This window comes from Saccharothrix mutabilis subsp. mutabilis (assembly GCF_039521145.1).
Taxonomy (GTDB): domain Bacteria; phylum Actinomycetota; class Actinomycetes; order Mycobacteriales; family Pseudonocardiaceae; genus Actinosynnema; species Actinosynnema mutabilis.
In genome coordinates, this window is record NZ_BAAABU010000034.1 from 41,032 (window position 1) to 53,783 (window position 12,752).

Annotated in this window: 11 protein-coding genes; 4 read left to right on the forward strand and 7 right to left on the reverse strand. The window is 71.4% G+C overall.

Going from position 1 to position 12,752, the window contains the following annotated elements; genetic code table 11:
• The 3 genes from ABD126_RS37275 (at nucleotide 1) to ABD126_RS37285 (ending at nucleotide 2,301) form a co-directional block, all read left to right on the forward strand.
• Nucleotides 1-375 (forward strand): hypothetical protein, encoded by a 375-nt coding sequence (locus ABD126_RS37275; RefSeq protein ID WP_343940122.1) that lies wholly within the window; start codon nucleotides 1-3, stop codon nucleotides 373-375.
• Nucleotides 372-1,019: a YbaB/EbfC family nucleoid-associated protein gene (locus ABD126_RS37280; protein WP_343940124.1), complete on the forward strand. Its 648-nt coding sequence runs from the start codon at nucleotides 372-374 to the stop codon at nucleotides 1,017-1,019. The genes ABD126_RS37275 and ABD126_RS37280 overlap by 4 nt, the downstream gene beginning before the upstream one ends.
• 64 nt (nucleotides 1,020-1,083) lie before the next feature.
• Nucleotides 1,084-2,301, forward strand: coding sequence for a primosomal protein (locus ABD126_RS37285; protein ID WP_343940126.1), 1,218 nt, complete (start codon nucleotides 1,084-1,086; stop codon nucleotides 2,299-2,301).
• Between the two features lie 85 nt (nucleotides 2,302-2,386).
• On the opposite strand, the gene ABD126_RS37290 is transcribed toward ABD126_RS37285, so the two are convergent.
• Nucleotides 2,387-3,451, reverse strand: a complete 1,065-nt coding sequence (locus ABD126_RS37290; protein ID WP_343940128.1) for an adenosine deaminase — start codon at nucleotides 3,449-3,451, stop codon at nucleotides 2,387-2,389.
• A 373-nt stretch (nucleotides 3,452-3,824) separates the two neighbouring features.
• Here ABD126_RS37290 and ABD126_RS37295 point away from each other — a divergent pair, with 373 nt between their 5' ends.
• Nucleotides 3,825-5,156: a hypothetical protein gene (locus ABD126_RS37295; RefSeq protein ID WP_343940130.1), complete on the forward strand. Its 1,332-nt coding sequence runs from the start codon at nucleotides 3,825-3,827 to the stop codon at nucleotides 5,154-5,156.
• Nucleotides 5,157-5,375: 219 nt separating this feature from the next.
• Here ABD126_RS37295 and ABD126_RS37300 read toward each other — a convergent pair whose 3' ends face one another.
• From ABD126_RS37300 to ABD126_RS37325, 6 genes are all read right to left on the reverse strand, one after another.
• On the reverse strand, nucleotides 5,376-6,650 hold the full coding sequence (locus ABD126_RS37300; protein WP_343940132.1) for a thymidine phosphorylase: 1,275 nt from the start codon (nucleotides 6,648-6,650) through the stop codon (nucleotides 5,376-5,378).
• Entirely contained in the window at nucleotides 6,647-7,036 is a 390-nt protein-coding gene (locus tag ABD126_RS37305; protein WP_343940134.1) for a cytidine deaminase, read from the reverse strand. Before ABD126_RS37305 ends, ABD126_RS37300 begins: the two co-directional genes overlap by 4 nt.
• A complete protein-coding gene (locus tag ABD126_RS37310) occupies nucleotides 7,029-8,294 on the reverse strand; it encodes an ABC transporter permease (protein ID WP_343940136.1) in 1,266 nt (421 codons plus the stop codon). Before ABD126_RS37310 ends, ABD126_RS37305 begins: the two co-directional genes overlap by 8 nt.
• A 73-nt stretch (nucleotides 8,295-8,367) precedes the next feature.
• Nucleotides 8,368-9,435, reverse strand: coding sequence for an ABC transporter permease (locus ABD126_RS37315; protein WP_343940138.1), 1,068 nt, complete (start codon nucleotides 9,433-9,435; stop codon nucleotides 8,368-8,370).
• A complete protein-coding gene (locus tag ABD126_RS37320; protein WP_343940140.1) occupies nucleotides 9,435-11,018 on the reverse strand; it encodes an ABC transporter ATP-binding protein in 1,584 nt (527 codons plus the stop codon). Before ABD126_RS37320 ends, ABD126_RS37315 begins: the two co-directional genes overlap by 1 nt.
• Nucleotides 11,019-11,087: 69 nt before the next feature.
• On the reverse strand, nucleotides 11,088-12,221 hold the full coding sequence (locus tag ABD126_RS37325; protein WP_343940152.1) for a BMP family lipoprotein: 1,134 nt from the start codon (nucleotides 12,219-12,221) through the stop codon (nucleotides 11,088-11,090).
• Nucleotides 12,222-12,752 lie beyond the last annotated feature (531 nt).

The following is a 12,752-nucleotide window of genomic DNA, read 5'->3' on the forward strand; positions in this document are numbered from 1 at the left end:
GTGGACGAGACGCAGCGCGCGGCCCGGCGGGTCGCGGACGTGGAAGCACAGGTGTCGCGGCACATCGCGCGCACCGGGCCGGTGCTCGGCCGGGCGTCTTCTTCGGACGGCGCGGTGACCGTGGTGACCGCGCCCGGCGCGCCACCGCGGGAGGTGCGGATCTCCCCCGCCGCGCTGAACATGGGCGCGGACGCGTTGGGCGCCGAGATCGTGCGGGTGGCGGCGCGGGCGGCGGCCGACGCGGCGGCCCGCATGCACCAGTCGTTGGCGCGGCTGGTGGACCCGGCGACGTCGAAGGCGTTGACCGAGATCGGGTTCCCGGCGGGCGGCGTCGAGGACGACTTCGGCGACTCGTACCTGAGGGGGCCGCGGTGAGCGTGCCGGGGGTTTCGGCGCAGGAGGAGCGGATCTCGGCGGCCGACCGGCTGACCGACGTGCTGGCGCGGGTGGTCGGGACGGCGACGCACCCGTCCGGGCTGGTGACCGTGACGGCGTCGGCGGTGGGGGCGCTCCAGGCGGTCCGCATCCAGCCGGCCGCGCTGGGGCACGGACCGGACGCCGTGGGCAGGTTGGTGACGGAGACCGCGCGACTGGCGGTCGATGCGGCCGTGCAGACCAGCTACAACGAGCTGGCCAAGTCGCTGGGCGACAGCATGGCGATGGCGATCGAGGACTTCGCCGGACCGCCCCCCTTCGCCCGCCGAGCCGAAGCCGAGCAGCACGCCGGACCGCCGACGCCCGGGTTCGCGCCGCAGCCCGGGTTCGCACCGCAGCCCGGGTTCGCGCCGCAGCCGGGGTTCGCACCGGGCGGCGGCCTCCGGCCCCCGGATCGATCGTCTCACGCGGCACCGACGATCCCGGGTGAGCCGCCTCGGGGAGCACCCGCTCAGCAGGGCCGCCCGACTCCGCCGTGGGCCGGGCAGCAGACGTCCGCGCCGAGGTCCCGACCGGCTCCGCCGCCCGAGGACGACGACGATGACGACTTCTTCGCCGACCCTTTCCGTGGTCAACGGCGGTAGGTGGATCTCGACCCCGTAGGCTTTGGGCCGCATCCAAAGGGGCATGGCGTGACCGGGAGGTCGGATGGCTCAGGACATCGTCCCGATCGAGCTGGGACTCACCCAGGGTGATGTGGTCACCCTGTGGGCTCCCCGCTGGCGGGAAGAGGGCGAGGAGTGGGAGGCCTTCCTCGGGCACGAGGACGACCTCTACGCCTTCCCCGACGCCGCGCACCTCGCGGCGTTCGTGCGCACGGCCGAAGAGCACGACCTGACCGACCACCCGGCGTGGCACGTGGTGCCGGGGCTGTCCGTCGGCGAGCTGTCGCCCGACGACAACCACCAGTTCGACCTGGTGGGCGTGCCGGAGCTGGTCGCCGAGGAGCCCGACACCTGGGTCATCGGCGAGCTGGCCGACGTGGTGTCGATCGTGCGGTCGCTGGCCGACGTGTGCGACCTGGAGAAGGTCCACGAGATCCTCGACTCGGCGGAGGGCTTCGCGCTGCTGCCGCAGGGCACGCTGCCGTTCACCGGCCGCGAGGGCCAGGCGCTGTGGACGGAGCTGGCCGAGGTCGTCGCGGAGAAGTGGGACGAGGTCCTCGACGCGATCGACGAGGTCGTCACCGCACCCGACGTGGACGAGCCGGCGTTGAAGGTCGCGCAGGAGGAACTCGCGGCGTTCGAGGAGGAGAACGCGGTCGCGGTCGCCTCGGACTCCGACGACGACGAGGACGACGAGGACGGCGACGAGCCGGTCGGCTTCTGGGGTGAGGTCGGCATCGACCCCATCAAGATCATCACCGGGGCGGGCGAGTACTACACGCTGCGCTGCTACCTCGACGACCAGCCGCTGTTCCTGGGCCGCAAGGGCAAGATCGACGTGTTCGGCTCGCCGCGCGCGCTGTCCCGGTTCGTGGTCGAGGCCGACGACAGCGACCTGGCCGAGGTGTCCACGTGGGGTGAGCTGGTGGTCAAGGCCACCGGCGGCGACCTGGAGGTCGAGGTGGACCCGGACAACGTGTACGTGTTCACCGGCCTGGACGAGGACATCGCCGAGGGCCCGGACGCCGTGGACCCGACCCAGCTCGACCTCGCGGTGGAGCTGCTGGAGGACGCGGGCGACTGGGCGCACGACGACACCGTGAAGGTGGCGCTCAACCAGTCCGAGTCGCTGGGCTGGCTGGTGTCCTACGTGCTCAAGCCGGACCCGACGCGGCTCGCGCCGAGCGCGCCGTTCGACAAGGAGGTGGCGGCCTGGCGCACGCTGGTCGCGGCCTTCGAGGACCGGCTCCGCGTCCACTAGACCGGCTCCGCGTCCACTAGAGGCGCTCCCGAAGGGGCTCCCGCCACGTGACCGGCGGGAGCCCCTTCGTCGTTCGAGCGGACCCTTACTGCTGGAGGGCGGCGTACCCGGGCGTGATCACGTCCTCGATCAGCGCCTTGCGCTCGGCCAGCGGCAGGAACAGGGAGTCGGCCGCGTCCACCGTGAACCGGCGCAGGTCGTCCCACCCGAAGCCGAACTGCTCCACCACCACGCCGAACTCGCCGGACATGGTGCAGTCGCTCATCAGCCGGTTGTCCGTGTTGACCGTGACCCGGAAGCCCAGGTCCGCCAGCCGCTTGATCGGGTGCTCGGCGAGCGAGGCCACCGCGCCGGTCTGGATGTTGGAGGTCGGGCACATCTCCAGGGCGATGCGCCGGTCGCGCACGTAGGCGGCCAGGTGGCCCACCTTGTCGCCGTCGATGTCCTCGGCGATCCGCACGCCGTGGCCCAGGCGCTCCGCGCCGCAGTGCTGCACCGCGCGCCAGATCGACTCCGGGCCGTCGGCCTCGCCCGCGTGGATGGTGAAGTGGGCGTTCTGCTCGCGCAGGTACTCGAACGCGGGCAGTTCGCGGTCGGCCGGGAAGCCCAGCTCGGGCCCGGCGATGTCGAAGCCGACCACGCCCTGGTCGCGGTAGCGGACCACCAGGTCGGCGATGCGCTGCCAGCCGTCGTTCTGGCGCATCGCGCACAGCAGGGTGCCGACCCGGATGCGGTGGCCGGTGGCGGCCTCGCCCTGGCGGAAGCCCTCCTGGACGGCCTCGACCGCCTGCTCCAGCGACAGGCCCTTCCCGGTGAACAGCTCGGGCGCGTACCGGATCTCGGCGTAGACGACGCCGTCCTCGGCGAGGTCCTGCGCGGCCTCGGAGGCGACGCGGACGAGCGCGGCCTCGTCCTGCATGACGCCGCACGTGTGGGCGAAGCCCTCCAGGTAGCGGACCAGGGAGCCGGAGTTGGCGTTGTCGCGGAACCAGGCGCCCAGCGCGACCGGGTCGGTCGTCGGCAGGCCCTGGTGGCCGGAAGCCTCGGCCAGTTCGATCACCGTCTGGGGGCGCAGGCCACCGTCGAGGTGGTCGTGCAGCACGACCTTGGGCGCGCGGCGGAGGGCCTCCGGGGAAAGCGGGGTTGGCATGGCGGTCACCGTACCCGCGACACGCCGTGACGGTTCCACCGTGGCGATGATCATGCCCGGTATGATCATCGCGGAGTCATCCCGCGTGGCGAGAACCACCCTCTCGGATGGCCCTTTCGGTGTTGTGCACTCGTGATGCAGAACTTTCCGCGACCGATCCACGGGCTTGAGTCACTCGCCCGGGGGATCGTCACCCACAGCACTCGGGGGTGCGCCTCCGGTTACCTTCGAGTAGGGTCGGCCTGCGTCACCCGAACGGAGTACGGACCTGTGCCGAGGAGGCAGTTCGGGCCGGGGGGTGGTACAGCCGGGGCCCCCGACGCGGTTAGGCTCCCGGAGGTCTCCCCTCCCCTGGACGAAGGCATTCGAAGCCGTGAACGAGAACAACAACTCCACGATGTCCTTCGATCGGATGCGCAACATGCTGACGCGCGCCGCGGAGATCCGTGAGAGCGAACAGCAGCAGATCTTCGATGCACTGGACGAGATCCACGCGCGGATGTCCCCGCTGGAGTCGCTGGGTTCCGTTCGCAAGCGCCTGTCCGAGCTGCCCGACCGCACCGAGGTCAGCGTGCTGGCCGAGCGCCTGGACGAGGCGCTGGCCAAGCTGGAGGCCCAGGACAACGCCGTGCAGGGCATCGGCCGCGCGGTGGACGGGCTGGTCGACAAGCTGGCCAAGCCGTTCGCCCAGCTCGACGGCCGCCTCGACGGCGTCGCCGGCCGGTTCGAGGGCGTCGCGGGCCGCATGGACGGCCTGGAGGACAAGCTCTCCCACATCCACAAGCGGCTCGACGACCTCGAACTGCACCTGGACAAGCAGGACGGCAAGGTCGAGGCCGTGCCGGGCGCGGTGACCGGTCCCCTGCGGGAGCGGATCGAGGCGCTGGAGGTCGCGCTGCGCGGTCGCCTGGACGAGGTGGACGAGGGCGTGCACGAGCACCTCGACGGCACCCGCGAGGCGCTGGCCCGGTCCGTGGCCGACTCGTCGTCGGCGCTGCACGGCCGCCTGGACGAGACCCGCGACAACCTGAACTCGACCCGCGAGTCCTTCTCCACGTCGTTGCAGCAGACCCGCGAGCAGCTCGCCGGTTCGCTGGCCGAGACGCGCGACGCATTGGCCGGTTCGGTGGCGGAGACCCGCGACGCGCTGGCCGGTTCGGTGGCGGAGACCCGCGACACCCTGGCGGCGTCGCTGGCCGACACCCGCAGCACCGTCCACGGCAAGCTCGACGAGGCCCGCGAGGCGCTGCACGCGGCCCTGGACGAGACCCGCGAGCAGGTCGACGCGACCGACCGCCTGGAGGCCCTGGCGGCCCGCCTGGAGCAGGTCACCTCGCGCCTGGACACCATGACCACCCGCCTGGACGCGGTCGAGGACGACTTCGCCGCGCGCCTGGGCGAGCTGACCGGTGTCGTGGAGCAGGGCATCGCGAAGGTCGAGGGCACCCTGTCGGCGCGCCCGGACTCCGACTCGCTCGCGCAGATGGTGCGCAAGAGCAACCAGGAGTCGGAACTGCGCATCGGCGGCCAACTGGACGAGGCCATGGCGACCTTCGCCGAACTCATCCTCGGCGGCGGCTCCCCCACCCCGCCCCCGCCCCCCACCGCCCTGCCCCGCCCGCAGCGGCGCACCCGGAAGAACGGCCCGAAGCCGACCGACAACCGGAACGTGGACGACGACGATCTGACCGCCGAAGGCGCCTGACCGGCCCCTGGACGCGCTGACAAGGCCCGGCCTCCCTGGGAGGGGAGCAAGCCGGGCCTTTCGCGTGTGCGGCGGTTGGCCAGAACGGCAGTGTGCGCGGCGGCAGTGCGGTCGGGTGGGTGGTGAAGGCGGGGCGCACCCCGCCCATCGACTCGCCGGCCGAGACGGTCCGGCGCGGCGCACCGACGTGCCGGGTGAACCAGTCCGGCGAACTGACGACTAACCCCGGATGGTGTCGATCACCAGCGGCCGACCCGCCGGCGCCGACTCGCCGATCGACCAGCCGCCCTCCAGCGACTCCAACGCCGCCGGAACCGCATCCGGCGTGTCCGTGCGCAACTCCAGCAGCGGCTGGCCCTTCGACACCCGGTCACCCGGCTTGGCCAGGCACAGGATCCCCGCACCGGCCTGCACCGCGTCCTCCTTGCGCGCACGCCCCGCACCCAACCGCCACGCGGCCACACCGACCGCGTACGCGTCGAGCGCCACCAGGTACCCGTCCTCGGGGGCCTCGACGACGTGCTTGTGCGCGCCCACCGGCAGCGGGGCCTCCGGGTCGCCGCCCTGGGCCCGGATCATCCGGCACCACACCTCGTACGCCTCACCGCCAGCCAGCACGGCCGCCGGGTCGGCGGACACGCCGGCCCGCGCCAGCATCTCCGCCGCCAGCGCCAGGGTCAGCTCCACGACGTCGGCCGGGCCGGACCCGCGCAGCACGTCCACCGACTCGGCGACCTCGACCGCGTTGCCCACGGCCCGCCCCAGGGGCACCGACATGTCGGTCAGCACCGCCGAGACGGCGAGGTCGTGGCTCACGCCGATGGACACCAGCGCCTGCGCCAGCGCCCGCGCCTGCTCCTCGGTCTTCATGAACGCCCCGGAGCCGACCTTCACGTCCAGCACCAGCGCCTCGGCGCCCTCGGCGATCTTCTTGGACATGATCGAGCTGGCGATCAGCGGGATGGCCTCGACCGTCCCGGTCACGTCCCGCAGCGCGTAGAGCTTCTTGTCCGCCGGCGCCAGGCCCTCGGTCGCCGCGCAGATCACCGCGCCGACGTCGCGCAGCTGCGCGGTCACCTCGGCCACGGACAACTGGGCGCGCCAGCCGGGGATGGACTCCAGCTTGTCCAGCGTGCCGCCGGTGTGGCCCAGGCCCCGGCCGGACAGCTGGGGCACGGCCGCGCCGCACGCCGCGACCAGCGGGGCCAGCGGCAGGGTGATCTTGTCACCCACGCCGCCGGTCGAGTGCTTGTCCACGGTCGGGCGGCCCACGTCCAGCGACAACCGCTCGCCGGAGAGGACCATCGCCCGGGTCCAGCGCGCGGTCTCGGCGGCGGTCATGCCGTTGAGGAAGATCGCCATGGCCAGGGCGGACATCTGCTCGTCGGCGACCGCGCCGCGGGTGTAGGCGTCCACCACCCAGTCGATCTGCGCGTCGGACAGCACGCCGCCGTCCCGCTTGGCCCGGATGACGTCGACCGCGGTGAAACTCATGGCAGATCCCCTGGTCCGAAGGCGTCGGGCAGCACGCGGCTCATCGGCAGCACGCCCGAGGGCGTGTCCACCAGGCAGTCCGGGCCGCCCAGTTCGTAGAGCAGCTGGCGGCAGCGCCCGCACGGCATGAGCAGTTCGCCGTCGCCGCCGCGGCACGCCACGGCGACGAACCGGCCGCCGCCGGTCAGCCGCAACTGGCCCACCATCGTGCACTCGGCGCACAGCCCCACGCCGTAGGACGCGTTCTCCACGTTGCAGCCGACGACGACCCGCCCGTCGTCGCACACGGCCGCCGACCCGACCTTCAGGCCCGAGTACGGGCAGTACGCCGCCTGCGCGGCGGCGACCGCCCGAGCCCTCAGGTCGTCCCAGTCGACGTCAACCACGGCGGTACACCACACCGTCCGCCGCGGGCATCCGCAATCGTTGCGACGCGACGGCGAGCACGATCAACGTCACCAGGTGCGGCGCGTAGGTGGTCAGCTCGCTGGGCACCTCGTCGACGCTGTAGTACACCGCGTACAGCACGACCGCCGCGACGACGCCGCCCGCCGCCGCGAACCAGCGCCGCCGCACGAGCTGCCAGATCACGATCACGGCCAGCAGCAGCACCGCGCCGTAGATCAGCGCGAGGAACGTCTTGCCGCCGCTGCGCAGCTGCAACCCGTCCGCGTAGCCGAACAGCGCCGCGCCGCCGAGCAGGCCGCCGGGCCGCCAGTTGCCGAAGATCATCGCGGCGAGGCCGATGAAGCCGCGCCCGTTGGTCTGGCCCTCCAGATAGCCGGGCTGGCCGGGGTTGAGCACCAGCGCCGCGCCGCCCATGCCGGCCAGCGCGCCGGACCCGATGACGCCGATGTACTTGTAGAGGTAGACGTTGACGCCCAGCGACTCGGCGGCCACCGGGTTCTCGCCGCACGAGCGCAGCCGCAGGCCGAACCGCGACTTCCACAGCACCAGGTAGCTGCCGATCACCAGGGCCACCGCGAGCATCGTCAACGGGGACACGCCGGTCACCAGGCCGCGCAGGATGCCCGCCACGTCGGACAGGCCCACCCGCTGCTGCGCCTCCAGCTCGCCCAGCCAGTCGGAGAACCCGGCGGCGGAGTAGGTGTCGAACTTCGGCACCGACGGCGACTCGCGCGGGTTGTTCGACAGCGGGAAGAAGATCAGCGTGGACAGGTACTTCGTCAGGCCCGCGCCGAGCAGGTTGATGGCCACGCCGGACACGATGTGGTTGACGCCGAACGTGACCGTGGCGATGGCGTGCAGCAGGCCGCCCAGCGCGCCGAACACGGCCGCCGCCAGCAGCGCGGCCCACGGGCCCCACTGGTAGCCGGCCCACGCGGCGCCCCACGTGCCCATGATCATCATGCCTTCGAGGCCGATGTTCACCACGCCCGCGCGCTCGGCCCACAGACCGCCGAGACCGGCCAACAGGATCGGCAGCGCCAGCCGCACGGCGGTCTGGATGGTGCCGGTGGACGTCAACTGCGGCACACCGGTCAGGTAGGAGGTGGTGGACAGCAGGACCACCGCACCCGCCACGCCGATCATCGCGGTCGCCCAGCCCGGGATGCGCCGGGCCTTGCGCGGCGGCGGAACCGTGGTCGGGGCCTCGGACGGGTTCATCAGAGACGTGCTCATGATGCCGCCTCGCTGACGCTCGCCGGATCAAGAGCACAAAGCACTGTGTTCATTGGTTCGCTCGCAAGCTCGCTCACGCCGCCACCGTCCCCAGCTCCTTGCCGACCCGGCGCTGCTCGGCGGCCAGCTCGACCCGGCGGACCACCTCGTACGCGACGACGACCGACAGCACGATCGCACCCTGCATGATCGTCACGATCTCCCTCGGCACGCCGACGTTGTCCAACGCCAGGCCCGACTTGTCCAGGAACGCCCACAGCAGCGCGCCGAACGCGATGCCGCCCGGGTGGTTGCGGCCCAGCAGCGCGATCGCGATGCCGGAGAACCCGATGCCCGCCGGGAAGTTCAGGTTGTAGGTGTGGTCGCGGCCGAGGATCTCGGGCATCGACACCAGGCCCGCGATGCCGCCGGAGAGCAGCATGGCGATCAACACCATCTTCTTCGCCGACACGCCACCGGCCGCCGCGGCGGTCGAGGACTCGCCGGAGGCCTTGAGCTCGAAGCCGAACCGGGTGCGGTTCATCATCACCCAGTAGCCGATGCCCAGCGCGGCGGCCAGGAACACCAGGCCGAACACCGTGCCCGACGCGCCGAACGAGATGCCCGGCACCCAGCCGCTCTCGTGGATCTCCGGCGTGCGGATGTTGTTGCCGCGCAGTTCGCCGAACACGTCCTCGCGGATCAGGTAGGCGGCCAGGCCCAGGGCCAGGCCGTTCATCATGATCGTGGAGATGACCTCGTTCACGCCCCGGGTGACCTTGAGGATCGCCGGGATCGCCGCCCACAGCGCGCCGACCAGCGCGGCCACCAGGATGATCGCCAGGGCGTGCAGGCCGGGCGGGAGGGCGAACGAGCCGCCGAACACCGCCGCGACCACGGCGGCCACCCGGTACTGGCCCTCGACGCCGATGTTGAACAGGTTCATCTGGAACCCGATCGCCACCGCGAGCGCCGCGATGTAGTACGTGCCGGTGCTGTTGACGATGTCCACGGCGGTCGTGCCCTCGCCGACCTGGGACACCATGGCGCCGAACGCCTCCGCCGGGTTCGCGCCGGACACCACCAGCGCGATGCCGCACAGCAGTGCGGAGAACAGGATCGCCAGGGCGGGCGGCAGCAGCTTGCCGCGCAGGATTCCCATCACTCGCCTTCCAGGTCCGCGCCGCGAACGGCTTCCACCGCGGGGCTCGTGGCGCCCGCGCCGGTCATCGCGCTGCCGAGGTCTTCGGGGGTCACCGTGCTGGGGTCGGCGTCGGCGACCAACCGGCCGCGCAGCATGACCTTGATGGTGTCCGACAGGCCGATCAGCTCGTCCAGGTCCGCCGAGATGAGCAGCACCGCGAGCCCGCGGGCCCGGGCGCGCTTGATCTCGTCCCAGATCAGCGCCTGCGCGCCGACGTCCACGCCGCGCGTCGGGTGCGACGCGATGAGCAGCACCGGGTCGCCGGACAGCTCCCGGCCCACCACGAGCTTCTGCTGGTTGCCGCCGGACAGCGCGGCGGCGGGCACGTCGATGCCGGGGGTGCGGACGTCGAACTCGTCGACGATCCGCCGGGTGTCCTTCTTCGCGCCCGCGAGGTCCAGCCACTGGCCCTTGGACACCGGCGTGCGGGTCTGGTAGCCGAGAATCCGGTTGGCCCACAACGGTTGCGTGAGCAGCAGCCCCTGGCGGTGGCGGTCCTCGGGGATGTACCCGATGCCGGCCTCGCGCCGGGCCAGCGTGCCCAGCCTGGTCAGGTCGCGGTCCCCGAGCAGCACGCGGCCGTGGTGCGCCTTGCGCATGCCCATGATCGTCTCGACCAGCTCGGTCTGCCCGTTGCCCTCGACCCCCGCGATGCCGACGACCTCGCCGGAGCGCACCACCAGGTCGATGGCGTCGAGCACCGGCCGGGTGCCCTCCTCGGCGACCAGGCCGAGGTCCTCCACGCGCAGCACCACCCGGTCGGTGACGGTGGACTCGCGGGTCTCCGGGCTCGGCAGCTCGCTGCCGACCATCATCTCGGCGAGCTGGCGGGAGCTGACCGCCTTCGGGTCGGCCGTGCCGACCGTGGTGCCGCGCCGGATCACCGTCACGGAGTCGGCGATCGCGCGCACCTCGTCCAGCTTGTGCGAGATGAACAGGAACGTGAAGCCCTGCGCCTGCATGGCGCGCAGGGTGGTGAACAGCTCGTCGACCTCCTGCGGCACCAGCACCGCCGTCGGCTCGTCCAGGATGATCACCTTGGCGCCCCGGTAGAGCACCTTGAGGATCTCCACGCGCTGCCGGTCCGCGACACCGAGCCGCTCGACCAGCACGCCGGGGTCCACGGTCAGCCCGGTGGACTTCGCCAGTTCCTGGATCACCTTGCGGGCCTTGCCGCCGATGCCGTGCAGGGACTCCGCGCCCAGGACGACGTTCTCCTGCACGGTGAGGTTGTCGGCGAGCATGAAGTGCTGGTGCACCATGCCGATGCCGGCCTTGATGGCGTCCGCCGGGCTGCGGAAGCGGACCGGGGAGCCCGCCACCTCGATCGTGCCCTCGTCGGGCTGCTGCATCCCGTACAGGATCTTCATCAGCGTGGACTTGCCCGCGCCGTTCTCACCGCACAGCGCGTGCACTTCACCGGCCCGCACGGTCAGGTGGACGTCGCTGTTCGCGACCACGCCGGGGAACCGCTTCGTGATGCCCGACAGCACGACGGCGGGCGTGCCGGCGTCGGTGGCGGCAGGGGTGCTAGTGCTCATTCAGGCTCCTAAAACCACGCAATGGGCCTCGCGAGTGGGTGCTCGCGAGGCCCATGCGCACGGCGAGGATCAGCTCGTCGGCTTGTCCGAGACCTTGATCTTGCCCTCGATGATCTGGGCCTTGTAGCCCTCCAGGACCGCCTTCAGGTCGGCGTCGATCTTGCCGCCGGACTCGGCGTAGCCGACGCCGTCGACCTTGAGGTCGAAGACCTTCGGCAGGCTCGCGAGGTCGTTCTTGGCGACCGCCTTGACGAAGTCGAACACGGCGACGTCGACGCGCTTGAGCATGGACGACACGATCACGTCCTTGGACTCGGCGACGGTGGCCTGGTTGTACTGGTCGGAGTCGACGCCGATCGCCTTGACGTTGGCCGACTTCGCGGCGGAGAAGACGCCCTTGCCGGAAGCGCCCGCGGCGTGGTAGAGCACGTCCGCGCCGGCCTCGATCTGGCCCTTCGCGGCCTCCTGGCCCTTGGTCGGGTCCTGGAACCCGGTGAAGTCACCGGCCGGAGTCAGGTACTTCTTCTCGATCTTGATGTCCGGCGCGGCGGTCTTGGCGCCCTGCTCGAAGCCCGCGTCGAACTTGCCGATCAGCGGGATCTTCACGCCGCCGACGAAGCCCACGTGGCAGGTCTTCGACTGGTAGGCGGCGATGACACCGGCGAGGAAGGAGCCCTGCTCCTCGGCGAACACCAGCGGGGTGACGTTCGCGGCGCCCTCGACGACGCCGTCCACGATCGCGAACTTGACGTTCGGGAACTCCGGCGCGACGACCTTCAGCGACTCGGCGTAGGCGAAGCCGACACCGATGATCGGGCTGTAGCCCTCGCTGGCGAGCTGGCGCAGACGGGTCTGCTTGGCGTCCTCGGCCTCGTTGGGCGCGGCGGTCAGCTCCTTGACCTCCTTGATGCCCAGCTGGGACTTGGCCTTGTCCAGGCCCGCCGCGGCGGAGTCGTTGAACGACGCGTCGCCACGGCCGCCGATGTCGTAGGCGAGGCCGACCTTGAGGGCGCTGCCGTCCACCTTCTCGTCGGCGGACGTGCTGCCCGAGGTCGCGGTGGCGGCAGCCGGCTTGTCCGCCAGCTTGCACCCACCCGACGCGTTGTTGGTCGACCCGGTTCCGGTGCCCCCGTTGTCCTTCGCACAGGCGGCCATCGACAGAACGCTGGTCAGCGCGATCGCGGCCACCGCGATGCCACGCATTCGACGACGCACGGCTCGTCTCCCTCCCTGCTCATCGAGCAGACATTCCCGACGGCGTTGTCGGGTTCCGAGTGGCGAACCGTACCCCGTAGTAATGACCACTGCGCACGTGGCGGCCCGCACGTGACCTAATCGTTGGTGCTGCACGGTCGAACCGCCACTCGGGGTGATCTCCCGGTCTCAGCCTGTTGATCTCAGCTACGCAGAGTGACGGATTGAACCGTTATTAGGGTGATCCCGTAGTCAACTGTGGAGGCCAGGACCAACGGCGGGGCCCTGGCCTCCCCCACGCGGCACCACCCGCCTTTCGCCGCCCCACCAGAACCACTCGACCCAGCCCCGATCGCGCGCAGCGCGTGCTTTCGATCTTCCGGCGCGCGCAGCGCGCCCGCTTTTGGGCTTTTCCGTCCTCCCCGTATGGCCTGCCCGAAGGGCAATGCCGCTTACTTAAGCGGCATGATGATCGGAAGGTCCGACGTATCGACTGTGGCCAGGGGCGGCGGAGGCGTTGAGGCTAGAGTGATCGGGTGG